Here is a 24590-nt window from a genome sequence, read left to right on the forward strand (position 1 = left end):
GGACGCAACGGCGCGCCCCTCATATCCGTGCACTTCGAAAGATTCCGTGATGACTTCTGATATTCGTGAAACCAGGTTGGCCCGCCGCATCTCCCACCTGTTCGCCAGCGATCCCCAGTTCGCCGCCGCCCAACCGAACGAACACATCGCCCACGCGATCGAAGCGTCAGACCTGACCCTCCCCCGTGTTCTCCACACGATCTTCGACGCCTACGCCGACCGGCCCGCGCTCGGACAACGCGCGCTCGAGTTCGTCACCGACGCCGATACCGGTAGGACATCTGCGCAACTGCTTTCGCGGTTCGACACCATCACCTATCGCGAACTGTCCGACCGCGTCGACGCCGTCGCCGCCGCGCTGACGCACAACGGCGTCCAGCCTGGTGATCGGGTCGCCATCCTCGGCTTCACCAGCATCGACTACACCACCATCGACATGGCACTGCTGCGTGTGGGCGCGGTTTCGGTGCCCCTGCAGACCAGTGCGCCGGTCGGACAACTCCGGCCCGTCGCCGCCGAAACCGAGCCCGTCGTGATCGCCTCGAGCGTCGACCTCCTCGACGACGCCGTCGAGGTGATGCTCACCGGCCACCTCCCGCAGCGACTGATGGTGTTCGACTATCACGCACAGCTCGATGACCACCGCGACGCACTTGCGGCCGCGCGATCGCGGTTGGCCGAAACCGACGTCGTGGTCGAGACGTTGGTCGACACGCTCGCTCGCGGCCGGGCACTGCCGACTCCGACTCCGTTCGACTTCGGCGACGACGACCTCGCGCTGCTGATCTACACCTCGGGCAGCACAGGAACGCCGAAGGGCGCGATGTACCCGGCCAAGATGGTGGCGGGCTCCTGGCGTCGGTCGAGCATGGCCACGTGGGGGGCCGGAGAAGCGCTTCCGTCGATCACGTTGAACTTCATGCCGATGAGTCACATGATGGGCCGCGGCATCCTGTACGCGACGTTGGGCGCCGGCGGCATCGGTTATTTCGTTGCCAGGAGCGATCTTTCGACGTTGTTGGATGACCTCGCGTTGGTGCGGCCCACCCAATTGAACTTCGTTCCGCGGGTCTGGGACATGATCTTTCAACAGTTTCAAAGCGAGGTCGACCGCCAAAGCGCCGCCGGCGTCGGCCGCGGTGCCGCCGAGACCGAAGTCCTGGCCGATCTACGCCAGAACCTGCTCGGCGGCCGGTTCGTTTCCGCGATGACGGGCTCCGCGCCGATCTCGGCGGAGATGACGGCGTTCGTCGAATCGCTGCTCGACTTGCACCTGACCGACGGTTACGGATCGACCGAAGCCGGCGCGGTTTTCGTCGACGGGCAGGTGGCCCGGCCGCCGGTCATCGACTACAAGCTCGCCGATGTCCCGGACCTCGGTTACTTCCGCACCGATCGGCCTTATCCGCGAGGCGAATTGCTGATCAAGTCCGAGACGATGTTCCCGGGCTACTACAAGCGCCCGGAGACCACTGCGGAGGTGTTCGACGCCGACGGGTACTACCGGACCGGTGATGTCGTCGCGGAATTGGGCCCGGACCGCCTGACCTATCTCGACCGGCGCAACAACGTGCTCAAACTGTCGCAGGGCGAGTTCGTCACGGTGTCCAAACTCGAAGCGGCGTTCGGCACCAGCCCGCTTGTTCGCCAGATCTTCGTCTACGGCAACAGCGCTCGCTCGTACCTGCTCGCGGTGATCGTGCCGACCGAGGATGCGCTCGCCCGCCACAGCGACGACTCGCTGAAGAGTGCGATCACCGAATCCCTGCAGGACGTGGCCCGGACCGCGGGACTGCAGTCCTATGAGATCCCGCGCGACTTCATCGTGGAGACAACGTCGTTCACGCTCGAGAACGGTCTGCTGACCGGTATTCGCAAGCTCGCGCGCCCGAAGCTGAAGGAGCGCTACGGCGAGCGGCTCGAACAGCTCTACAGCCAGCTGGCCGACACCCAGGCCAGCGAATTGCGCGACCTGCGCCTTCATGGCGCCGACCGACCCGTCATCGAGACGGTCAGCCGCGCCGCAGGTGCGCTCCTCGGCGCCGCGGCAGCCGACGTGCAACCCGATGCGCATTTCACCGACCTGGGCGGTGATTCGCTGTCGGCGTTGACCTTCGGCAATCTGCTGACCGAGATCTACGACATCGACGTGCCGGTCGGCGTCATCGTCAGCCCTGCGAACGACCTGACGGCGCTGGCGAACTACGTCGAGGCGGCCCGGCGCGGCTCCGTGCGCCCGACGTTCGCATCGGTGCACGGCCGCGACACCGTCGAAGCCCGCGCCGGCGACCTCACGCTGGACAAGTTCGTCGACGCGGAGACGCTCGCGGCGGCACCGTCGTTGCCGGGTCCGGCCTCCGAGGTGCGCACGGTGCTGCTGACCGGCGCGACGGGTTTCCTCGGCCGGTATCTGGCCCTCGAATGGCTCGAGCGGATGGAGCTGGTCGACGGCAAGGTCATCTGCCTGGTTCGGGCCAAGGACGACGCGTCGGCACGCGCACGGTTGGACGACACGTTCGACTCGGGTGATCCCGAATTACTCCGTCACTACCGTGAATTGGCCGTCGAGCACCTCGAGGTCGTCGCCGGCGACAAGGGCGAGGCCGACCTCGGCCTGGATCGGCACACCTGGCAGCGGCTGGCCGACACCGTCGACCTGATCGTCGACCCGGCCGCGTTGGTCAACCACGTGCTGCCCTACCGCCAACTGTTCGGCCCCAACGTCGTCGGAACCGCCGAGCTCATCCGGCTGGCGCTCACCACGAAGATCAAGCCGTTCGTCTACGTCTCGACGATCGGAGTGGGCGCGGGCGTCCCGCCCGGCCAGTTCACCGAGGACGGCGACATCCGGGTGATCAGCGCGACGCGCAAGGTCGACGACAACCCCACCACCGGATACGCCAACGGCTACTCCAACAGCAAGTGGGCAGGCGAGGTACTGCTGCGCGAGGCACACGATCTCAGCGGGCTGCCGGTGTCGGTGTTCCGCTGCGACATGATCCTCGCCGACACCACCTACGCGGGCCAGCTCAACCTGCCCGACATGTTCACCCGGTTGGTTCTCAGCCTGGTTGCGACCGGCATCGCGCCGTTCTCGTTCTACGAGGTCGACGGCGATGGGAACCGGCAGCGGGCGCACTACGACGGGCTGCCGGTCGAGTTCATCGCCGAGGCCATCTCGACGCTGGGCGAGCAGGTGGGCCATGCACCCGGTGCGGCGTTCGAGACCTATCACGTGATGAACCCCTACGACGACGGTCTCGGGCTCGACGAGTTCGTCGACTGGCTCATCGACGCGGGATATCGGATCGAACGCGTCGGTGACTACGCCACCTGGCTGCACCGGTTCGACACCGCGATTCGCGCGTTGCCGGAACGGCAACGTCAGGCGTCGCTGCTTCCGCTGCTGCACAACTATCAGCGGCCGGAAACGCCGATTCGGGGATCGATCGCGCCGACCGAGCGCTTCCGGACGGCGGTACAGGACGCGAAGATCGGCCCCGACAAGGACATTCCGCACGTGACCCGCGACGTCATCGTCAAGTACGTCACCGATCTGCAGTTGCTGGGGCTGGTGTAGACCGCTCGCCGAGCGTGCGGCGCCTTACGCGCCGACACTTTCCACGTGCACGACCGGCGGTATCGCCAGCATCAACAGCCCGGTCAACGCAATCCACGCGATCACGCTGTACGCGGCCGGCAGGCCGATCCAGGTGTGCAGCAACGCCGGCACGCCCAGCACCGCCAGCGCCGCCGACCACTTCGGCAGCACGCCAGTGCGCCAGACGATGTATGCGGTGGCGAATATCAGTGCCGCAGAACCGATATGGCTGTAGTGGTACAGCCACACCGCCAGGTCGAGGAACGGTTGGGAGTAGGCCGTCACGGTCATGTCGTCGAACCGCACGATGGCGGCTGGCACGGCGACCTCGGCGGCCAGTCCGGCAGCGGTCACGGACAGGAATACCGCCCCGCCGAGCGCGGCGGTGTACACCGCGCCCGTTGGCCCGGCGGCCGACCGCAGGATCGCCACGAGCACGCCGAGGAACAGCAGACCGAACAGGAGATGCAGCAACGGCAGCGTGCCGTTGACGGTGAGAAACGTTGGGGCGCCGTCGAAATAGGCCTGGACACCGTTGGCGTCTTTCGGCGTCTCCGGAGACCCCGCCACATACGCCGGCACCACGACGCCTGCGGAGGCAACGCCGAGTATTCCGCCGAGCCTGATCGTGCCGCTTCCCATCGCCGTCCTCCTCAGTCGAACAGGCCGACCTGCCCGAGACCGCCGACACCGCTCGGCGGCGTCATGCCGAGATGCGTCCACGCCTGCGCGGTGGCGACGCGACCGCGGGGGGTGCGTGCGAGCATCCCGGCCCGCACCAGGAAGGGCTCGCACACCTCCTCGACGGTGGTCGCCTCTTCGCCGACCGCGACCGCCAGCGTCGAGACGCCGACGGGCCCGCCGCCGAAACTGCGTATCAGCGCGGACAGTACGGCTCGGTCGAGGCGGTCCAGCCCGAGTTCGTCGACGTCGTAGACCTCCAGCGCCGCCTTGGCGATATCGCGGGTGATCACCCCGTCCGCGCGCACCTCCGCGTAGTCGCGGACTCGGCGCAGAAGTCGGTTCGCGATGCGCGGTGTGCCGCGCGAACGACGTGCGATCTCGGCCCCCGCATCAGCACCCAACTCGATGCCGAGGATCCCCGCCGAGCGCGCCAGCACCCGCTCGAGTTCGGCGGGTTCGTAGAAGTCCATATGAGCGGTGAAACCGAAACGATCCCGCAGCGGACCCGTCAGCGCACCGGACCGGGTGGTCGCCCCGACGAGCGTGAACGGCGCGACCTCGAGCGGAATCGACGTGGCCCCGGGGCCTTTCCCGACGACGACGTCGACCCGGAAGTCCTCCATCGCGAGGTAGAGCATCTCCTCGGCAGGCCGGGCGATGCGGTGGATCTCGTCGATGAACAGCACATCGTGCTCGACGAGGTTCGACAGCATCGCCGCCAGGTCGCCGGCGCGCTCCAACGCCGGACCGGAGGTGACCCGCAGCGACGACCCTAGTTCGGCGGCGATGATCATCGCCAGCGAGGTCTTCCCGAGGCCCGGCGGGCCCGACAACAGGATGTGATCCGGTGTGCCGCCGCGGTTCTTGGCGCCCTCGATGACCAACTGCAGCTGCTCCCGGACCCGGGGCTGGCCGATGAACTCCCCCAGCGACCGCGGCCGCAGGCTGGCGTCGATGTCGCCCTCACCGACGGTCAGCGCCGGGGAGACCTCACGGTCCTCGGACTCGGCGTCGTCGTCGGTGAACCGGCTCATTTGTTCCCCAGCATGGACAACGCCGCCCGCAATGCAGTCGACTGAGAGGCTTCGGGCTCGTTGGCCAACACCTTGTCGGTGGCCTCTTCGGCCTGCTTGGCCGCAAATCCAAGTCCGACAAGCGCTTCGACCACCGGACCGCGCACCGAATGCCCGTTCACCGTGGTGGCGCCCGACGGTGTACTCATGCCGACCTTGTCACGCAGGCTCAGCGCCATGAATTCGGCGGTCTTCTTGCCCACCTTGGGGATCCGGGTCAGCGCGGTGATGTCGCCGTCACCGATGGCCTGGCGAAGGGTGGGGCCGTCGTACATCGCCAGCGCCCCGAGCGCGATGCTCGGCCCGATGCCGGAAACCCCGAGCAGTGTGAGGAACAGGTCGCGCGCGTCGGCATCGGCGAAGCCGTACAGCGTCTGGGAGTCTTCGCGCACGATCATCGCGGTGATCAGGCGGGCCTCGGTGCCGCGCCTCAGCGTGGCCAGTGTCGACGGGGTCGCCATCACCTTGTAGCCCACCCCGGCCGCTTCGATCACGACGTGGTCGAGTGCGATGTCGAGAACCTCACCGCGGATGGATGCGATCATCGTGCCGCCTTCGCTTTCGCCTTGAGCGTCGCCTTGTACTTGCGTTGTTGTTCGGCGGCGAGAGCCTCTGCCGCCGCCATCCGGGCGATCATCGGTGCCCGCCAGCAATGACAGATCGCCAGCGCCAACGCATCGGCGGCGTCTGCCGGTGTCGGTTTGGTCTGTAGCGCAAGGATTCTGGTCACCATAGCGGTGACCTGGGCCTTGTCGGCGTTGCCGTTGCCGGTGACCGCCGCCTTGACCTCGCTCGGTGTGTGGAAATGCACGTCGATGTCGCGCCTGGCAGCGGCGAGTGCGATGACGCCGCCGGCTTGCGCGGTGCCCATCACGGTCGAGACGTTCTGCTGGGAGAACACTCGCTCGATCGCGATCACGTCGGGTTTGTGCGTGTCCATCCAGTACTCGACGGTGTCGCTGATCACCAGCAGCCGCCGATGCAGCGGATCCCCGGACGGAGTCCGTACCACGTCGACGTCCAACGCGATGACCTGCCGGCCCTTGCCGCCCTCGATGACGGACAGCCCGCAGCGCGTCAACCCGGGGTCGACTCCCATCACCCGCACGCCATGCCCTTCTGTGAACACTTGTTCGAGAGCTTAGCCGCCCGGGAGGACGACGCCCGGTAGGGACACGCCCTCGCCGATCGTGATGTGACGGCGGGCGGCCCCGCCGCTACCGTCGCGGAGAGACCGTGTCCCCGATTCGTGGAGTTGAGCTCATCCCCATGCCGGACGAGACCGAACTGCAGACCGCAAGCAACATCGCCGTCACCTTGGCCTGGGCGGCCGGAGCAATTGCCGCCGTATACGTCTTCGGGGTGGTGTTGACCTGGCTGATGGCGCGGATCAGTCGCCGCAGCGGTCTGATCAAGGACATCGAGGTGCTCACCCGCAAGCCCGTGCGCCTGCTGCTGATGGTGCTCGCGGCGACGATCGCGGTCCGACGGACCTCCGACACCGCCGACTCGTGGCGCGGATGGGTGGATCACTGGTTGCTGATCCTGCTGATCGCCTCCATCACTTGGCTGCTCACCGGTCTGGTCCGCGTCGCCGAACAGCGCATGATCGCCCGCTACGGCGGCGGCGGTGAGGAGATCTCGGACGCCGACCGGCTCTGGCGTCGAGTCCGGACACAGGTCACGGTGCTGCGCAGGCTCGCGATCGCCATCGTCGTCATCCTCGGCGGCGCCGCGATCCTGATGACCTTCCCGTCGTTCTCCGACATCGGCACCACGGTGTTCGCCTCAGCGGGGGTGTTGTCGGTGGTCGCCGGCCTGGCTGCACAGACGTCGCTGGGCGCGGTGTTCGCCGGTATGCAGATCGCGTTCTCCGGCGCAATCCGCGTCGGCGACATCGTGCAGCTCGAGAACGGCCAGTGGTGGGGCCGCATCGAGGAGATCACGCTGACCTACGTCGTCGTACGAATCTGGGACGAACGCCGGCTGGTCCTGCCGTCCACCTACTTCACCACCGAGCCGTTCGAGAACTGGACCCGCAGCGCCACCGAGATCATGGGCGCCGTGGAGTTCGACGTGGATTTCAACGTCCCGTTCAACGACATGCGCGCCGAGTTGGACCGCCTACTCGCCGAGAGTGACCTCTGGGACGGCCGGCGCGGCGTGTTGCAGGTGACCGACGCGGTCGGCGGTGTGGTGCGAGTGCGGATCGTCGTCAGCGCGCACAACGCGGGCGCGCTGTTCGACCTTCAGTGCGCGGTGCGCGAAGGGCTGGTCGACTGGGTCCAGCGCACCGGCGGCGTGGTGCCCATCCAGCGCATCGAACCCGCGGCGCCCGCCCCGGAAGCGCAGACCGACCGCGAAGTCGCCGGCGAGACCAAGCGCGTCGCGGCGGGAATGTTCTCCGGCAGTCCCGAAGCCGAGGAACGCGCCAAGGCGTTCGATCACACCATCGAGTGCGAGGACGACGAGCTCGTGCGGTCCAACGGCAGCCGCTGAGGCTGGACTGTCCGACCTCTAGTCGTCGTTGTCGAGTTCGGCCGCGACCTCGTCGGGGATGTCGATGTTGGTGTAGACGTCCTGGACGTCGTCGAGATCCTCGAGCGCGTCGACCAGCTTCATGATCTTGCGCGCACCGTCGACGTCCAGCGGCACGCTGACCGACGGCTCAAAACCGGCCTCGGCCGACTCGTAGTCGATGCCGGCGTCCTGCAGAGCGGTGCGCACCGCGACGAGATCACTTGGCTCGCAGAGGATCTCGAAAGAGTCGCCGAGATCGTTGACGTCTTCGGCCCCGGCTTCGAGCACTGCCATCAGCACATCGTCCTCGGTGAGGCCGTTCTTCTCCAGCGTGATGACGCCCTTGCGGGAGAACAGGTAGGACACCGATCCGGGGTCGGCCATGTTGCCGCCGTTGCGGGTCATCGCGACGCGGACCTCTCCGGCCGCTCGATTGCGGTTGTCGGTGAGGCATTCGATCAGCACCGCGACGCCGTTGGGGCCGTAGCCCTCATAAGTGATGTTCTGGTATTCGGCGCCGCCGGCTTCCTCGCCGCTGCCGCGCTTGCGGGCCCTTTCGATGTTGTCGTTGGGCACCGACGACTTCTTGGCCTTCTGGATCGCGTCGTACAGCGTGGGGTTACCCGCCGGGTCGCCGCCGCCCACGCGGGCCGCGACCTCGACGTTTTTGATCAATTTGGCGAACATCTTGCCGCGGCGGGCATCGATGACGGCTTTCTTGTGCTTGGTGGTGGCCCACTTGGAATGGCCGCTCATGCAGGTAGTACCTCTCCGTGCGCTGTTGGTGCGCCAAGTTCGTGTGCAGAGTCCGCCCGACGAGTCTACGTGGACGTTTGCGCCCTACCGAACAGCGTCGGGCGACGTCAGCGCGACGACACGGTAGTCCACCGCGGCCGGCCAACCCAGGTGACCCTGAACGTGCAATTGGAGCCACGTCGGGGCGCCCGACGGGTCGTCGGTGAACGTCGCCGCGGCGTCGACGATCACGCCCGTCTCCCCGGCGGCCCGCAGGACAACCGAGACAGACAGGGTCGGACTGCCCAGCGTGGCCCGGTCGTACGCGAGGCTGTCCGGAATGAAAAACGACACCGAGAAGTTCGGCGTGCGGATGCCCTTCGGTGTGTTCGCCGGTCGGCGCAGCACGAGGCCCGACACGATGGGCTTGCCGTCGAACCAGGCGGTTCCGACGTATTCTGTGCGCCGCACATCGCCGCCGCTCGCGAGCCGCACGATCGTGTCGATGCGCGGCTGCGGCTCCACTTCGACCATCGCCATGTGAGTTCCCGGGACTCAGCAGTGCTGTTACCTCGGACACAGTACTTCGCAGCTATCTTACTCCGGAGTAAGATATTGCTTCATGTCCTTCTCGCTGGAGCTCTCGCCCGATCTCGTTCACATCCGGGACTGGGTGCACGATTTCGCCGCCGACGTCATCAGGCCCGCCGCCGCCGAGTGGGACGAACGCGAAGAGACGCCGTGGCCGATCATTCAGGAGGCCGCGAAGGTCGGGTTGTACTCGATGGAGATGTTCGCCGAGCAGGCCGCCGAACCGTCCGGCCTCGGCATGCTGGTGGTCTTCGAGGAAATGTTCTGGGGCGACGCGGGCATCGCACTGTCCATCCTGGGCACCGGCCTCGCGGCGGCATCGTTGGCCGCCAACGGAACTCCCGAGCAGATGGCCGAATGGCTGCCGCAGATGTTCGGCACCGTCAACGAGCCGAAAGTGGCGTCGTTCTGTTCGTCCGAACCGGGCGCCGGTTCCGACGTCGGCGCCATCCTCACCCGCGCCCGCTACGACGAGGCCAAGGACGAGTGGGTGCTCAACGGTGTGAAGACCTGGGCCACCAACGGCGGAATCGCCGAGGTGCACATCGTGGTCGCCTCGGTGTATCCCGAACTCGGCACGCGCGGACAGGCGACGTTCATCATCCCGCCGAACACGCCCGGTTTCCGGCAGGGGCAGAAGTTCCTCAAGCACGGCATCCGCGCTTCGCACACCGCCGAGGTGGTACTCGAGGATGTGCGCATCCCCGGCGGGTTGATCGTCGGCGGCAGAGACAAGTTCGAGGAACGCATTGCGCGGGTGCGCGAGGGCAAGAAGGCCAAGGGGCAGGCGGCGCTGGCGACGTTCGAGCGCACGCGCCCCAGCGTCGGCGCGATGGCGGTCGGCGTGGCCCGCGCGGCCTACGAGTACGCCCTCGACTACGCCCGCCAACGTGAGCAGTTCGGCCGCAAGATCGGCGAATTCCAGGCGATCGCATTCAAGTTGGCCGATATGAAGGCCCGCGTCGACGCCGCCCGGATGTTGGTGTGGCGTGCCGGATGGATGGCGCGCAACGGCAAGCCGTTCGACAACGCCGAAGGCTCGATGGCCAAGCTGGTCGCGAGCGAGACCGCGGTCTACGTCACCGACGAGGCGATCCAGATCCTCGGGGGCAACGGCTACACCCGCGAGTATCCGGTCGAACGGATGCACCGCGACGCCAAGATCTTCACGATCTTCGAGGGCACCAGCGAGATTCAGCGCCTGGTGATCGGTCGCGCGGTCACCGGCCTGGAGATCCGCTAGCCCTCCGGCGATTTGTGGAGTGTTGGCGGCGCTCACCGCCGGTGCGGCTCCACAAATCGCGTCTTAGAGCATGTCGACGAACAGCTTGTGGATGCGGCGGTCGCCGGTCATCTCCGGATGAAAGGCCGTCGCCAGCCGCTTGCCCTGGCGCACCGCGACGATGTGCCCCGCCGCCTCGCCGAGCACCTCGACGCCGGGACCGACACGTTCCACCCACGGCGCCCGAATGAACACCGCGTGCACTCGGCCGTCGACGCCGCCGAGCTCGATGTCGTCCTCGAACGAATCAACTTGACGGCCAAACGCGTTGCGCCGCACCGTCATATCGATGCCCTTCAACGGTATGGCCTCCCGGCCGGGCGCCCCGGCGTCCAGGATCTCCGATGCGAGCAGGATCATGCCCGCGCACGATCCGTAGGCCGGCATCCCGTCGGCCAATCGCGACCGCAGCGGCTCCAGGAGGTCGAGTTCGCGCAGCAGGTGGCTCATCGCGGTGGACTCCCCGCCGGGGATCACCAGCGCGTCGACGGCCTCCAGTTCCCGCACCCGCCGCACGGTCGACGCCTCCGCGCCTGCTTCGCGCAGCGCGGCCACATGCTCGCGGGTGTCCCCCTGCAGCGCGAGCACGCCGACGTGTCGACCGCTCACGGCAGGTAGTCGCGCTTGTAGCGGGTGAGCCCCTCCTGCATGACCGCCGCCACCATCTCGCCGTACTGGTTGAAGATCTTGCCCTGGCACAGCGAGCGGCCGCCCGACGCCGACGGCGACGACTGGTCGTAGAGCAGCCATTCGTCCGCGCGGAACTGGCGCATGAACCACATCGCGTGATCCAGCGAGGCCACCTGCAGATGCCGGCGTTTGTCGGCGTGATGCACCTGCGCCGAACCCAGCAGGGTGAGGTCGCTCATGTAGGCCAACGCGCAGATGTGCAGCACGTAGTCGTCGGGCAGCGGGTCCCGGTGCCTGAACCACACCTGCTGCTGAGAAGCCTTGCCGGGCAGCAGCGTCATCTTCTCCTGCGGAACAATGCGGACGTCCCACTCGGCGAACTGGTTGAAGCCCGCGTCGTCGAACGCCTTGATCTCGGTCAGCCCCGGGCAGTCGTCGGGCGGCGGCGCCACGGGCATCGCGTCCTGGTGCTCGATTCCGCTCTGGTCGGTCTGGAAGGACGCCGACATCGAGAAGATCGTCTCGCCGTGCTGAATGGCGTTGACGCGGCGGGTGATGAAGGAGCCGCCGTCGCGCAGCCGCTCGACGATGTACACCGTGGTCGCCTTGGCATCGCCCGGCCGAAGGAAGTATCCGTGCAACGAATGCACCTGGAACTTCGGATCGACCGTGCGGACCGCCGAAACCAGTGACTGACCGGCGACGTGTCCGCCGAAAGTCCGTTGCAGGAAACCGGATTCGGGGCTGAAGACGCTGCCACGGTAGATGTTGACCTCGAGCTGCTCGAGGTCGAGGATCTGTTCGATCGCCATCTAGGAAGTCTTACCAGCCTCGCTCCGCGAGCCGGTGTGGGGCTGCGACGTCCTCGACGTTGATGCCCACCATGGGTTCGCCCAGGCCGCGCGACACCTTGGCCAGCACGTCGGCGTCGTCGTAGAACGTGGTCGCTTTGACGATTGCGGCGGCGCGCGCGGCGGGGTCACCGGATTTGAAGATGCCCGAGCCGACGAACACGCCCTCGGCGCCCAGTTGCATCATCATCGCCGCGTCGGCCGGAGTCGCGATGCCGCCCGCGGTGAACAGCGTCACCGGCAGCTTGCCGGCCCGCGCCACCTCGACGACGAGGTCGTAGGGCGCCTGCAGTTCCTTTGCCGCGACGTACAACTCGTCTTCGGACAACGACGTCAGCCGGCGGATCTCGCCGCCGATCTGGCGCATATGCGTGGTCGCGTTGGACACGTCGCCGGTGCCGGCCTCGCCCTTGGAGCGGATCATCGCCGCACCCTCGGTGATGCGCCGTAGCGCTTCGCCCAGGTTGGTCGCACCGCACACGAACGGCACGGTGAACTTCCACTTGTCGATGTGATGGGTGTAGTCGGCGGGGGTGAGCACCTCGGACTCGTCGATGTAGTCGACGCCGAGGCTCTGCAGGATCTGGGCCTCCACGAAGTGGCCGATACGAACCTTGGCCATCACCGGGATGGTGACCGCGGAGATGATGCCCTCGATGAGATCGGGATCGCTCATCCGCGCGACGCCGCCCTGGGCGCGGATGTCGGCGGGCACCCGTTCGAGCGCCATGACCGCCACCGCACCGGCGCCCTCGGCGATGCGCGCCTGCTCCGGGGTGACGACGTCCATGATGACGCCGCCCTTGAGCATCTCCGCCATGCCGCGCTTCACCCGGGCGGTTCCGGTCTGGGTCACCGACCCATTGTTAGGTGCGGTATCCACTGCTATCTCCTCCGAATCGCTACTGATCCAGTCTAAACGCGGTCGCAAATGTATTGATTCCGCAAGTCAGCGGATCGATTGCAACTGCTGGCGCGGACCGCCCCCGCGCGCGTCGGCGAACGCATTGGCGTCTTTCAGCAGTTCGCCGAGTTGCAGCGGGTAGACGGTTTCGCCATTGGCGACCAGCTCTTGGATCATTGTCTCATCACACCAGCGGTGGCCGTGAATCGTGCGCCGTTCCAGGGCGGTGTGGCCTCCCGTCGTCGGCTCGAACCGGATGGTGCGGTGCACGAAGAACAACTCTTCGCTGCGGATCACGGCGCCATCGAACTCGAACACCGCTTGACGCCGCCACAGCGGCCCGACGAGGTCGGCGGCGGCCACCTGTAAGCCGGTCTCCTCCCCGATCTCTCGCGCCGCGGCATCGGCCAGGCTCTCCCCCGGCTCCACCGCGCCACCGACGGTGAACCACCAGCGCGGGGCGTCGACCATCGAAGGATCCGAGCCACTGAGCAGCAGCACCGCGCCGGCCTCATCGAGCAGCACCACCCGCGCCGACGTGCGCCAGCTCACCGGCGGCCGACCTCCGGTGCCGTTTCGGGCCGCTCGACGATCTCGAAATACGTTGGCAGCGCCGCGGTTCCGCCGAGCCGCAAGATCCGCACCGCACGTCGCTCGCGCAGCGCAAGGGTGTCGCGCACCGCATCGTTGTGAAAGCGGCGGGCCAGCACCACCCGCGCTTCCGCGTCGGCCAGTTCGGTGATCAGCGGCTGCGGCAGCGACGCCGGGTCCACGATCGCCAGGGCAGCCGACAGTTCGTTCTCGGCGGCCTCCCGCGCAGCCCGCGGGGCCCGCTCGGCCGCGTCGGCCAGTACCGCCAGCCGCTTCCCTTCCGAACCGTCCCCGTAGGCGTCGACGGCGACCGCCCGGGCGACGACGGCACGGCGGGCCAATGCGCCGTCGAGCGCCTGCCAGGACAGGTCGTAACGGACATGCAGCCGGTCCAGCCGGTTGGCGGTCTGCAACGCCCACCCGCCGATAGCCAGGATGACGACGAGCAGCACCGCGAGCGTGATCACCACGATCCAGGTGATCACCGGACGCCTCCGGTCGCCTTCCCTGTCCTCGCCGTCCGCGCTGCCCTCGCGGCCTTGGCGCTGCTGCCACTGTCACCGCCGGCCACCCTCACCTTGGCTCCCGACCCGGAGACGGTCTCGTACACCCGCATGATCTGCCGGGCCACCACCGACCAGTCGTAGCGTCGGACCGCTTTCGTTGCGGCCTCGATGTAGCGCTCGCGCAGCCCATCGTCGGCCAGCACTTCGATCAGCCCGTCGGCCAATGCCGACGCATCGTCGACCGGGACCAGGCGCCCGGCCACCCCGTCGGCGAGTACCCGCCGAAACGCGTCAAGGTCGCTGGCCACCACCGCAGTGCCCGCCGCCATCGCCTCGACGAGGACGATGCCGAAACTCTCACCGCCGGTGTGCGGCGCGCAGTACACGTCGGCGCTGCGCATCGCCGAGGCCTTGGCCGCATCGTCGACCTGACCGAGAAAGCGTAGATGGGTGACCAGGTCACCGGCATCGTCGCGCAGCTCGTCCTCGTCACCGCGGCCGACGACCAGGACCTCGACGTCGGGGAACCGCTTCACCAGCTTCGGCAGCGCGCGAAGCAGCACGGCCATGCCCTTGCGGGGTTCGTCGAAGCGGCCTAGAAACAGCACCGATTTGCCCGCACGCGGGTAGCCGTCGAGCAGCGGCGCGGACGCGAACGACGCCACGTCGACCCCGTTAGGGATCTCGACCGCGTCACTGCCCAACGCCTCCATCTGCCAGCGCCGAGCGAGGTCCGACACCGCGATGCGGCCGACGATCTTCTCGTGCATGGGCCGCAGGATCGGCTCGAACACGGTGAGCGTCAACGATTTCGTCGTCGAGGTGTGGAACGTCGCGACGATCGGGCCCTCGGCGATGTTGAGCGCAAGCATCGACAGGCTCGGCGCGTTGGGCTCGTGCAGATGCAGCACATCGAAGTCGCCGTCGGCCAACCACCGCTTGACCATGCGATGCGTGGCGGGCCCGAACCGCAGCCGCGCGACCGATCCGTTGTACGGGATCGGCACGGCCTTGCCGCCCGAAATCACGTAGTCGGGCAACGCCATTCCCGGCGAGGAGGGCGCGAGCACGCTGACGTCGTGGCCGCGGTCGTGCATCACCGCGGCGAGCTGAAGCACATGCGACTGCACGCCGCCGGGCACGTCGAACGAATAAGGGCAGACCATGCCGATGCGCACTAGCCGGCCTCCAGTTTCGCGCGCCGGGCCGCGGGCAGGTCGGCCAGCCACTGCGGTTGCATCATGTGCCAGTCGGCCGGGTGCGCGGCGATGTTGCGGGCGAACCGGTCCGCCAGCGCCTGGGTGAGGACGGTGACGTCGCCGGAGGACGTGTCGACTTCGGGATACACCCGCATGCCCCAGCCGTCGCGCTCGTACCAGCAGTGCACCGGAAACAGCGCCGCGCCGGTGGCGATGGCGAGCTTGGCCGGGCCCGCCGGCATACGGGTCGGCTCACCGAAGAAGTTCACCTGCACCCCGCTGCGGCTCAGGTCGCGGTCGGCCATCAAGCAGACGGGCCTGTTGTCGCGCAGGCGGTCGGCGAGCACCTCGAACGGCGGGCGGTCACCACCGGTCAGCGGAACGACCTCGAAGCCGAGGCCTTCCCGGTACGCGACGAACCGGTTGTACAGCGACTCCGGCTTGAGCCGTTCGGCGACAGTGGTGAAGGTGCCGTAGTTCTGCGCCAGCCACACCCCGGCCATGTCCCAGTTACCGCTGTGCGGCAATGCCAGGACCGCACCGCGGCCTGCGTCCAGGGCGGCCCACAGGCGCTCGATATCGTCCACGACGAGTTCGCGGCCGAGCGCCTCATGGTCCATCGTCGGCAACCGAAACGCCTCCCGCCAGTATCGGGCGTACGAGGCCAGCGAATCACGAATCAGCGCGTCAGGCACCTGTTCGGGTGGTACGCCGATGACACGGGCCAGGTTCTTGCGCAATTGAGCCGGCCCGCCTCCGCGCGCCGCGTAGAGCGCCCCGGCGTCGAAAGCGTTGCGCGCCACGAATTCCGGCATCGCCCGGACCAGCCGCCAGCCCGCGGCGTACCCCCAGTCGGTGATCCAGCCACCCAACGGGTTAGCGAATACCGCCGTCGGCCCGGAGGGTGTGCTGGTCACGGTTCGTTCGCCTCGGTCTCGTCCTCGGTGCCCGACCCGCCGGGCTTGGTGATCTTGTCCATCGCGCCCGGCGACGTACGCACGCTGTGCACCCGCTGGCCCAGCGTGACCAGGCTGGTCACCGCGAGCGTCCACATCGCGACGTGCAGCAGCCACACCACGCCGAACAACCCGGACAGCCCGGCCCCGACCAGCACGATGATCAGCCGCTCCGGTCGCTCGATCAAACCGCCCTCCGCGGACAGTCCGCTGGCTTCGGCGCGCGCCTTGATGTAGGAGATGACTTGCGACGTCACCAGGCAGATCGCCGTCGCGACCACCAGCGACGTGCTCCGCAGTCCGAAGGCGGCCCACCACAGCAGTCCGCAGAAGATGGCGCCGTCGCTGATCCGGTCGCAGGTGGCGTCCAATACGGCGCCGAAACGGGTGCCACCACCACGCTGACGGGCCATCGCGCCGTCGAGCATGTCGGCGAGTACGAAGAACCACACGGCGACCGAGCCCCACCACAGCTGGCCGATCGGGTACAGCGTCAGCGCGCCCAGCACCGAACCCGCGGTGCCCAGGATCGTGATGCTGTCGGGTGTGAATCCGGCCCGTAGTGCGCCTTTGGCGATGGGCGTGCTGAGCTTCTCGTACGCCGCGCGCGTCATCAGGTAGAAGTTGCTCACCGCTGTTTCGCCCACTCCGTCGCCAGCAGTTCACGGGTCTCGCGCAGCAACTGCGGCACCGCTTTCGAGCCGCCGATGATCGTGATGAAGTTCGCGTCCCCGCTCCAGCGCGGGACCACGTGCATGTGTAGATGGTCGGCGAGCGAGCCGCCCGCCGACTGACCCAGGTTGAGCCCGACGTTGAAGCCGTGCGGCCGGGAAACCGACTTGATCACCCGAATCAGTTTCTGCGTGAACGAGATCAGCTCAAAACTCTCATCGGGGTTGAGGTCCTCCAGCTCGGAGACCCGCCGGTAGGGCACCACCATCGAGTGCCCCGGGTTGTAGGGGTACAGGTTGAGCACGATGTAGACAGACTCACCGCGCGCGACGACCAGGCCTTCCTCGTCGGGCATCGTGGGGATGTCGGTGAACGGCTGGGTGGATTTCCCTGATCCCGCCGATCCGGCCTTCATCGGCGACTCGGCGATGTAGCTCATCCGGTGTGGTGTCCACAGCCGTTGCAGGTGGTCGGGTTCACCGACGCCGCGGTCGATTATGGTCCGCTCTTCGCGTTCTTCGCGGCTCACTTCGACGCGCCCACCTCGAGCAGTTCTGCGGTGGGAGCGGCGTTCTGCCGGCTCGCGATCCAGTCGGCGATCGCGGCGACGGCCTCCTCTCGCGGCACGCCGTTGAGCTGGCTGCGGTCACCGAAGCGGAAGCTGACGGCGTCGGCCTCGACGTCGCGGTCCCCCGCCACCAACATGAACGGCACCTTCTGGTTGGTGTGGTTGACGATCTTCTTGGCCATCCGGTCGTCGCTGGCGTCCACCTCGGCCCGGATACCTTTCATCTTCAGTTGTGTCGCAAGGCCGTTCAGATACGGGACGTGGTCGTCGGCGACCGGGATGCCGACCACCTGCACGGGCGCCAACCAGGCGGGGAACGCACCGGCGTAGTGCTCGGTGAGGATTCCGAAGAAGCGCTCGATCGACCCGAACAACGCGCGGTGGATCATCACCGGCCGCTGCCGCGACCCGTCGGCCGCGGTGTACTCCAGCTCGAAGCGCTCCGGGAAATTGAAGTCCAGCTGGATCGTCGACATCTGCCAGCTGCGGCCGAGCGCGTCTTTGACCTGTACGGAGATCTTGGGGCCGTAGAAGGCCGCGCCGCCGGGGTCGGGCACGAGCTCCAGTCCCGACGCGGCACCCACCTCGGCCAGCACGTTGGTGGCCTCCTCCCACAGCTCGTCGGAGCCGACGAACTTCTTGGGGTCTTTGGTCGAGAGCTCCAGGTGGAAGTCGGTCAGGCCGTAGTCGCCGAGCAGGTCGAGCACGAAGCGCAGCAGGGAGGCCAACTCGCCACGCATCTGGTCACGCGTGCAGTAGATGTGCGCATCGTCCATCGTCAGCCCGCGCACCCGGGTCAACCCGTGCACGACGCCCGACAGCTCGTAGCGGTAGACGGTGCCGAACTCGAAGAGCCGCAATGGAAGTTCGCGATACGACCGCCCGCGCGATCGGAAGATCAGGCAGTGCATCGGGCAGTTCATCGGCTTGAGGTAGTAATCCTGGCCAGGCTTGCGCACGGTGCCGTCGGGATTGAGCTCGGCGTCGAGGTGCATCGGCGGGAACATGCCGTCGGCGTACCAGTCGAGGTGCCCGGAGATCTTGAACAGCTCCGCCTTGGTGATGTGCGGGGTGTTGACGAACTGGTAGCCGGCCTCGGTGTGCTTGCGTCGCGAATAATCCTCGAGCTCGCGGCGGATGATCCCGCCCTTGGGATGGAAAACCGCCAGCCCCGAACCGATCTCGTCTGGGAAGCTGAACAGGTCGAGTTCGGCGCCGAGCTTGCGGTGGTCGCGCCGCTGCGCCTCTTCGATGAACTCGAGGTGCTTGTCGAGGGCTTCCTGCGACTCCCACGCCGTGCCGTAGATGCGCTGCAGGCTCGCGTTGTCCTGATTGCCGCGCCAGTACGCCGCCGAACTACGGGTGAGTTTGAACGCCGGGATGTATTTCGTCGTCGGGATGTGCGGCCCGCGGCACAAATCGCCCCACTCCCGTTCGCGCGTGCGGGGATTGAGGTTGTCGTATGCGGTCAGCTCGTCGCCCCCGACCTCCATGACGTCGGGGTCGCCGGACTTGTCGTCGACCAGCTCGAGCTTGTAGGGCTCGTCGGCGAGTTCTTGGCGCGCTTGGTCTTTGGACTCGTAGACGCGCCGGGAGAACAGCTGGCCTTCCTTGACGATCTGGCGCATTCGCTTCTCCAGCGCGGCCAGGTCCTCGGGCGTGAACGCGCGTTCCACGTCGAAGTCGTAGTAGAACCCGTCGGTGATCGGCGGTCCGATGCCGAGCTTCGCCTCGGGAAACAGGTCCTGCACGGCTTGGGCCAGCACGTGGGCGGTCGAGTGCCGGATGACGCTGCGACCGTCGTCGGTGTCGGCGGCCACCGGAGTCACCTCGACGTCGGCGTCGGGTGCCCACGACAGGTCGTGTAACCGCCCCTCGGCGTCGCGGACCACCACGATCGCGTCGGGCGCCCCCCTACTCGGCAGCCCCGCCTCGCGGACCGCCTCGCCCGCGGTGGTCCCTGCAGCGACCCGGATCGGGGCTGCGGGGGCGGGGCGGGCGGCGGCGCTCATCGGGGGCTCTCCAGTTTCGTTGTCAACAGAGTCGAGGACGCGACCATGCTATCGGGGTGAGTCGTCAGTCTCCGATGCCGATCGGACTGTTCAGCCACTCGTGTTCGAACCCGACGAATTCGGCGGACCAGTCGAGTGCGCCCAGCAACCACAGTGTCAGCGCAACGACGAGCGCGGTGAACACGCCGCCGAGAATCTGCACGACGGCGTGCTGGCGGTGAAACCAGTCCATCACTTTGTCGTAACGCTCCTTGGCGTAGGCCAGCAGTCGTCGGGCCCAGTCGAACTCGGTGGCCAGGATGCCCAGCCCGATGAACACGATCGCCCACCCCGGCCCCGGATACGGGATGGCGAGGATGCCCGCGCCCAGCACGATCAGGCCCACGACCCCGACGACGATGCGGTAGACGAACTCCGCTCGGCGACGTTCGCGCAGCCGATCGCGCCAGCGTGCCCAGCGTCGTTTGACCTCGGGGCCGTTCACGGCTGCCCCGGCTTGAGCTTGACGAACAGCGCATGCGCTTCGGCGAGAACCGTGTCGGCGTCCAGCAGCCGCCCGGAGACGAAGATCTTGCGGCCCTCGATCCTGTCGATGCCGGCGACGACCTGGAACTGCTTTTCGACGTGTGCGATCTTGCGGTAGTCGACGTGCAGGAACGCGGTCCGCTGTGCCCTGCTGCCGCTCAGTTTGAACGCGGTGAAGCCGAGCAGCGAGTCGAACAGCATCGCGACCGCACCGCCGTGCGCGGCGCCGTTGCGGCCGAGGTGGAAGCGGCGGAACTCCGCGGTGCCGACGATGCGCCGGTCATCGGTGACGTGCACGTCCAGCGGCACCGCCAGGACGTTGCCGCGGTTCGGCAGGTCCATCCGCCGGCCGGAGGGCGAGGCCCACTCGTCGGCGTAATAGGGCGCAAGCAGCTGCGACACCTTCTCGATCTGGTCCGCGGCTTCGGTGATCACCTCGTCGGGAGCGTCGGCCGCGCGCGCATGGTCCTGCAGCGTGCGGACGGCTTCGATGAAGCGTCCGTAGTCGGGTCCTCCGCGCTCGGTGGGGACGGGCGGATTGAAGCCCCCACCGGGCTCCGCCGCGACAGGCTGCTCAAAGGTCACCGGACCACCGTATTGCCTCGCTCGGTCGCCGGCCGCTCCGGCGTTGCTCATGGTCACCGCACGACGGTACGGCGACGATGACAAGGTAGCCGGATGAAGCTGAGCGATCTCGCCACGCTGCCGCTCACCTATCTTGAGGTGGGCGCCACCGCGCACGTGCTGCCGTCCGGGTATCACCACGTGCACAAGACCGCCGTCATCGGCCGCGGCCGAAGCCGCTTCGAGGAGGCCGCCGCGGCGGGCATGCGATGGGGCATGCTGCGCGGTGCCGGAGTACGCGTGGAAGCGACGACGGAAGTCGCGGAGGTCGGATCCGAAGTGATCGTGCACCTCGGTCCGATCGGGGCGCCGTGCCGCGTGGTGTACGTCGTCGACGAACCCGACCGTCGGGGGTTCGCTTACGGCACCCTGCCCGGCCACGCAGAGTCGGGCGAGGAGCTGTTCCTGGTGCGCTACGACCCGGCATCGGAGCAGGTGTCGGCCGTGGTGACGGCCTTTTCCCGGCACGCGACCTGGTGGAGTCGCCTGGGGTCGCCGGTGACGTCGCTGGTGCAGCGGGTCGTCACCGAGCGGTACCTGCGGGCGCTGTAACGGATGTAGATCTGCGGTGTAGGCCTTACTCTGCACTGACGGTTTCTTGCGTCGCCGATAATTCCCGCCCGAACGCAGGATCAACCGCGGGCTCGTGCGCGTAGCCTTGAACGACTGGAAGAAGGACCTCAGATGGTGATGGCGAACGAACCCGACGAGCGCGAGGGCACGCACTTGCGCATCGCCGAACTTGTGCGCGGCCTCTACAACCGGCCCGACGCCGACACGGTGATCGCCGAGCTGGCCGAACATGCGGCCGTCGAGATCCCCGGCGCCCAGTACGCCGGCATCACCATCACCCGCAAGTCCAAGAGCGTCGAGACCCCCGCGGCGACCCACCTGTACCCGATGCTGTTGGACAAGATCCAGCAGCGCCATCAGGAGGGCCCGTGCCTGACCGCGGCGTGGGAGAAGAAGATCGTCTACGTCGCCGACCTCGAAACTGACGACCGGTTTCCGAACTATCGCCGAGATGCCCTCGCGGAGACGCCGATTCGGTCGATCATGGCGTTTCAGCTTTTCATCGAGGGTGAGACGATGGGTGCGCTCAACGTCTACTCGGAGGAGCACGACTCTTTCGGCGACGAATCCAGAAGCATCGGAATGGTTTTCGCGGCGCATTCTTCGGTGGCGTGGAACGCGGCACGTCGCGACGAACAGTTCAGACAGGCCTTGGCCAGCCGCGACACCATCGGCCAGGCGAAGGGCATGATCATGGAGCGCTACGGCGTCGACGCCGTTCAGGCGTTCGACCTGCTGCGCAAGCTGTCTCAGGACTCCAACGTGCCGCTGATCAAGATTGCGACGGAGTTCGTGGAGAACGCCAAGGCCTGAGAGCCTGGTTAGCCCACGAGGTCGAGCTGTTTGTTCAACCAGTCCAGGACCGGCGGCGCGACGTCATCGACCGCGGACTGCGCGATGATCCAGTGCGGCAAGCCGGGATGGACCTGATGCTCCGCGTTGTAGCGTGCCGCGATCCGTCGTGAGATCCATTGTGCGACATTTCGATCAGCACCCGCGCTGACACACAGCACGGGGCACGTGACGTCTCGGGCGCTCACCTTGGTGGACGACGCTCCCATCGACATCTCGCGGAAGACCCTGCCCGAGTCACGAACGAGTCGGGGCAGCAGATCGTCCTGTTCGGCCCGGTCGAGCGTGCTGAGCGGAACCTCCCGCATGGTGCGCTCGGACGGCAGGAACGGCTTGCCCGCGAGGATGCGCGGAAGCAGCGGGAACAGGTGTGGCAGGACGCGAAGTTGCGGCCAGAGCACGCCGGGCGGGATGGACGCCAGCAGCACCGCAGCACGAGGATCACGCGCTGCGGCGATCTTCTGAGCCAGCAGGCCGCCCATGCTGTGGCCGATGACGATCGGCGCGGCGTCCAGTTGGTCGTATGCCGCCAGCGCCACCCGGAAGCAGTCCTGGATGCCGGTGCGCGCCAGCACCTCGCCATTGGTCGGGTCACGCCCCGGCAGCACCGGCGCGTGGCATTCGAAGCCGGCGTTCTCGAGGAATCGGGTCCACGGCTGCACCAGTGACGGTCGACCGAACACGCCGTGCAGAAACAGAACGGGGGGCTTGGCCTTGTCCACTCGGGTCGGGGTCCTTCCGGTCGCGGTCGGCACGAAGCCTTGTCAACGGGCGATTACTCGAGGAACTTCCGGGTTTTCCGGTTCGACCCTCGGCCGTGGCACCTCGACGCTGTTCTGTTGCACGATAACCGGATCACCGACCTTCACGGTGTTGAAATACCACTCGGCGTCCTCGGGGCTGAGACTGATGCACCCGTGGCTGACGTTCTCGTAGCCGAGCGAATTGACCGCCCACGGTGCCGAATGCACGAAGATGCCGCGTCTGGTGATCCGGACGGCCCATTCGACGTCGAGCAGGTAACCGTCCTCCGAGTTGACCGGGATGCCGACGCTGCTCGAATCCATCATGACGTTGCGTTCCTTGGCCAATACGGTGAACGTGCCGACGGGCGTCGGATATTCGGGTCTTCCCATTGACGCCGGAAAAACGCCGGGCTTGCCGAAGTGTGGCCGGTGGTGTGGAGCAGGCAGGATCGAGGGCGGTCCCGCGTCGACGCCGTCAATCGTCACGGTGAACGTGTGTTCCGAGGTATTGGCAACACCGACGACCGCCGGACCCGTCGCGACGTTCGTCTTCAGGTTGCCTACGGAAAGCGCAATGGTGCTGTGCGCCGGCCAGAATCGGTCCGGCACCCATTGCACGGTCTCGTTGTCGAGCCATTCGAACTTGCCCGTCATGGCGGGCGTCGATGTGATGTCGAGAAACCGCTCGGCGGCGCGCTTGTCGACGACGGGCGTCTCGAAGGTCACCACGACGGGGTGCGCCACCCCGACGATCTGGCCTTCCGCGGGCAGGATGGAGGCGATGGCGATTCGCACCGACTGGCTGGCAGCTGCCGCGCCTTCGTCGGCCGGCCCGGCCACCACACAGGTAGCGACGACGACCGCGGCAAGAACACACCTGATGACCGCACGCAATCTTGGTGCCTCCCTCGAAATTACAACGATGTCAATAATGCTAAGGGAGCCGCGGCGGATTAAGTCCAAGTGTACGTAGGCAATTCGATTAAGTCTGCGTCACGTTTGGGCCACGGCCGACTGGACGAGCATTCTTCGGAGAGGTGAAGCTCGTTGTCCAGAAACGGATTTGGCCCGGCGGCTGGTCGTACTCGCCGCCGGGCCGAACCCGGGTGATTTGTCCTCAGCGCACCGTTAGCCCGCAGGACCGGGCGGTGTGGGCTGACCCGGCGCGGGCGCGCCCGGCCGCGGTGAGCCGACAGAGTCGCCCTTGCCGCCCTTACCGGCGGCGCCACCCATCGTGGTGAGTGGGGCGCCGGCTGCCACCGGAGCACCGGCCGCAATCGGCGGCACGACGGGCGGCGGCACCAGGGGCGGAGGCACGGCCGGTGGCACGAGCGGCGGGGGCACGATCGGCGGCACCAGCGGCGGCGGCACGACCGGTGGCGGCGCGACGGGCGGCGGACCGGGGAACGCCATCGGCACGCCGGCCATGTCGGTGAGCGGAGCGCACACCGCTCCGGGCGGTGCACCTGCAGGGGCTTCCCCAGTCGACGTCTGGACACATTCGTAGCCCCCGGCCAGCGCCGCCGGGCTCAACGCCATCGCCAACCCACACAATCCAGCCCCGATGGCTGCCGCGATGTTGACTCGTTCAAAGGTCGTCATCGACGTTGATCCCTTCATTCACGCTCGTACTTTCGTTCAACTGAGGCAGCAGAGGTGCATGCCGCATTGAAGTCGCGCCTCTGCGACCGCGTTAATATCAGCAGCGAACGGCCGGCGACGCACCACGCCGCACCGCACCGTTTCCAATTGGTGACCGGTTCGGAATGGTTGGACGACCGGGTGTCCCGCCGCCGGTGCCGCCGGCGCCCTGCCAATCGGTCTCACCTGCGGTTCTGTGTCGGGTCGACCGCTTCGTGCGCCCCGTCGCAGGTCTCGATGCATTCAAAGTCGAC

At 67.2% G+C, this 24590-nt stretch carries 24 protein-coding genes and 1 pseudogene; 5 read left to right on the top strand and 20 right to left on the bottom strand.

The window, feature by feature from the left end:
- Positions 1 to 49: 49 nt before the first annotated feature.
- Complete coding sequence (gene car / locus AU185_RS13685) at positions 50 to 3580, top strand: carboxylic acid reductase (RefSeq protein ID WP_059099899.1); 3531 nt, start codon at positions 50 to 52, stop codon at positions 3578 to 3580.
- Positions 3581 to 3604: 24 nt separating this feature from the next.
- Here the strand turns inward: car and AU185_RS13690 are convergent, their stop codons facing one another.
- The 4 genes from AU185_RS13690 to ruvC are packed head-to-tail and all read right to left on the bottom strand — an operon-like array spanning position 3605 to position 6466.
- On the bottom strand, positions 3605 to 4243 hold the full coding sequence (locus tag AU185_RS13690) for a hypothetical protein (protein ID WP_059099898.1): 639 nt from the start codon (positions 4241 to 4243) through the stop codon (positions 3605 to 3607).
- 11 nt (positions 4244 to 4254) lie between these two features.
- A complete protein-coding gene (gene ruvB, locus AU185_RS13695) occupies positions 4255 to 5319 on the bottom strand; it encodes a Holliday junction branch migration DNA helicase RuvB (protein WP_059099897.1) in 1065 nt (354 codons plus the stop codon).
- Positions 5316 to 5903: a Holliday junction branch migration protein RuvA gene (ruvA, locus tag AU185_RS13700; protein ID WP_059099896.1), complete on the bottom strand. Its 588-nt coding sequence runs from the start codon at positions 5901 to 5903 to the stop codon at positions 5316 to 5318. The genes ruvB and ruvA overlap by 4 nt, the downstream gene beginning before the upstream one ends.
- Positions 5900 to 6466, bottom strand: coding sequence for a crossover junction endodeoxyribonuclease RuvC (ruvC, locus tag AU185_RS13705; RefSeq protein ID WP_059099895.1), 567 nt, complete (start codon positions 6464 to 6466; stop codon positions 5900 to 5902). The genes ruvA and ruvC overlap by 4 nt, the downstream gene beginning before the upstream one ends.
- 161 nt (positions 6467 to 6627) lie before the next feature.
- Between ruvC and AU185_RS13710 the strand changes: the two genes are divergently transcribed.
- Positions 6628 to 7857 (top strand): mechanosensitive ion channel family protein, encoded by a 1230-nt coding sequence (locus tag AU185_RS13710; protein ID WP_059099894.1) that lies wholly within the window; start codon positions 6628 to 6630, stop codon positions 7855 to 7857.
- A gap of 18 nt (positions 7858 to 7875) precedes the next feature.
- Here the strand turns inward: AU185_RS13710 and AU185_RS13715 are convergent, their stop codons facing one another.
- Positions 7876 to 8634 carry a YebC/PmpR family DNA-binding transcriptional regulator gene (locus tag AU185_RS13715; protein ID WP_059099893.1) on the bottom strand — a complete coding sequence of 253 codons (759 nt, stop codon included), beginning with the start codon at positions 8632 to 8634 and terminating at the stop codon, positions 7876 to 7878.
- Positions 8635 to 8718: 84 nt separating this feature from the next.
- The gene (locus AU185_RS13720) at positions 8719 to 9153 is read right to left on the bottom strand and encodes a hypothetical protein (RefSeq protein WP_059099892.1); all 435 of its coding nucleotides are present in this window, start codon (positions 9151 to 9153) and stop codon (positions 8719 to 8721) included.
- 82 nt (positions 9154 to 9235) lie between these two features.
- On the opposite strand from AU185_RS13720, the gene AU185_RS13725 reads away from it, so the two are divergent.
- Positions 9236 to 10447, top strand: a complete 1212-nt coding sequence (locus AU185_RS13725; RefSeq protein ID WP_059099891.1) for an acyl-CoA dehydrogenase family protein — start codon at positions 9236 to 9238, stop codon at positions 10445 to 10447.
- Between the two features lie 63 nt (positions 10448 to 10510).
- Here AU185_RS13725 and pdxT read toward each other — a convergent pair whose 3' ends face one another.
- The 11 genes and pseudogenes from pdxT to AU185_RS13780 form a co-directional block, all read right to left on the bottom strand.
- On the bottom strand, positions 10511 to 11095 hold the full coding sequence (gene pdxT, locus AU185_RS13730) for a pyridoxal 5'-phosphate synthase glutaminase subunit PdxT (protein ID WP_059099890.1): 585 nt from the start codon (positions 11093 to 11095) through the stop codon (positions 10511 to 10513).
- Positions 11092 to 11928, bottom strand: a complete 837-nt coding sequence (gene tesB, locus AU185_RS13735; protein WP_059099889.1) for an acyl-CoA thioesterase II — start codon at positions 11926 to 11928, stop codon at positions 11092 to 11094. The genes pdxT and tesB overlap by 4 nt, the downstream gene beginning before the upstream one ends.
- Positions 11929 to 11938: 10 nt before the next feature.
- Positions 11939 to 12850, bottom strand: coding sequence for a pyridoxal 5'-phosphate synthase lyase subunit PdxS (gene pdxS / locus AU185_RS13740; RefSeq protein WP_082683887.1), 912 nt, complete (start codon positions 12848 to 12850; stop codon positions 11939 to 11941).
- Positions 12851 to 12916: 66 nt separating this feature from the next.
- Positions 12917 to 13947: pseudogene (locus AU185_RS13745) on the bottom strand (NUDIX hydrolase).
- Complete coding sequence (locus tag AU185_RS13750; RefSeq protein WP_059099887.1) at positions 13944 to 15146, bottom strand: glycosyltransferase family 4 protein; 1203 nt, start codon at positions 15144 to 15146, stop codon at positions 13944 to 13946. Before AU185_RS13750 ends, AU185_RS13745 begins: the two are co-directional and overlap by 4 nt.
- Complete coding sequence (locus AU185_RS13755; RefSeq protein ID WP_059099886.1) at positions 15146 to 16084, bottom strand: phosphatidylinositol mannoside acyltransferase; 939 nt, start codon at positions 16082 to 16084, stop codon at positions 15146 to 15148. The genes AU185_RS13750 and AU185_RS13755 overlap by 1 nt, the downstream gene beginning before the upstream one ends.
- Positions 16081 to 16755, bottom strand: coding sequence for a phosphatidylinositol phosphate synthase (gene pgsA / locus AU185_RS13760; RefSeq protein WP_059100149.1), 675 nt, complete (start codon positions 16753 to 16755; stop codon positions 16081 to 16083). The genes AU185_RS13755 and pgsA overlap by 4 nt, the downstream gene beginning before the upstream one ends.
- Positions 16752 to 17324: an ATP adenylyltransferase gene (locus tag AU185_RS13765; protein WP_059099885.1), complete on the bottom strand. Its 573-nt coding sequence runs from the start codon at positions 17322 to 17324 to the stop codon at positions 16752 to 16754. The genes pgsA and AU185_RS13765 overlap by 4 nt, the downstream gene beginning before the upstream one ends.
- Positions 17321 to 19375 carry a threonine--tRNA ligase gene (gene thrS, locus AU185_RS13770; RefSeq protein WP_059099884.1) on the bottom strand — a complete coding sequence of 685 codons (2055 nt, stop codon included), beginning with the start codon at positions 19373 to 19375 and terminating at the stop codon, positions 17321 to 17323. Before thrS ends, AU185_RS13765 begins: the two co-directional genes overlap by 4 nt.
- A gap of 64 nt (positions 19376 to 19439) precedes the next feature.
- Positions 19440 to 19859, bottom strand: coding sequence for a TIGR02611 family protein (locus AU185_RS13775; protein WP_059099883.1), 420 nt, complete (start codon positions 19857 to 19859; stop codon positions 19440 to 19442).
- A complete protein-coding gene (locus AU185_RS13780; RefSeq protein ID WP_059100148.1) occupies positions 19856 to 20485 on the bottom strand; it encodes a PaaI family thioesterase in 630 nt (209 codons plus the stop codon). The genes AU185_RS13775 and AU185_RS13780 overlap by 4 nt, the downstream gene beginning before the upstream one ends.
- A gap of 93 nt (positions 20486 to 20578) precedes the next feature.
- On the opposite strand from AU185_RS13780, the gene AU185_RS13785 reads away from it, so the two are divergent.
- Positions 20579 to 21076 (top strand): DUF1990 domain-containing protein, encoded by a 498-nt coding sequence (locus tag AU185_RS13785; RefSeq protein ID WP_059099882.1) that lies wholly within the window; start codon positions 20579 to 20581, stop codon positions 21074 to 21076.
- A gap of 132 nt (positions 21077 to 21208) precedes the next feature.
- Entirely contained in the window at positions 21209 to 21910 is a 702-nt protein-coding gene (locus AU185_RS13790) for a GAF and ANTAR domain-containing protein (RefSeq protein WP_059099881.1), read from the top strand.
- 8 nt (positions 21911 to 21918) lie between these two features.
- On the opposite strand, the gene AU185_RS13795 is transcribed toward AU185_RS13790, so the two are convergent.
- From AU185_RS13795 to AU185_RS25160, 3 genes are all read right to left on the bottom strand, one after another.
- Positions 21919 to 22671: an alpha/beta hydrolase gene (locus AU185_RS13795; protein ID WP_059099880.1), complete on the bottom strand. Its 753-nt coding sequence runs from the start codon at positions 22669 to 22671 to the stop codon at positions 21919 to 21921.
- 42 nt (positions 22672 to 22713) lie between these two features.
- The gene (locus tag AU185_RS13800) at positions 22714 to 23589 is read right to left on the bottom strand and encodes a L,D-transpeptidase (RefSeq protein WP_059099879.1); all 876 of its coding nucleotides are present in this window, start codon (positions 23587 to 23589) and stop codon (positions 22714 to 22716) included.
- Between the two features lie 234 nt (positions 23590 to 23823).
- Positions 23824 to 24297, bottom strand: coding sequence for a hypothetical protein (locus tag AU185_RS25160; RefSeq protein WP_059100147.1), 474 nt, complete (start codon positions 24295 to 24297; stop codon positions 23824 to 23826).
- Positions 24298 to 24590 lie beyond the last annotated feature (293 nt).

The organism is Mycobacterium sp. GA-0227b (assembly GCF_001499855.1).
In the GTDB taxonomy this organism is placed as follows: Bacteria; Actinomycetota; Actinomycetes; order Mycobacteriales; family Mycobacteriaceae; genus Mycobacterium.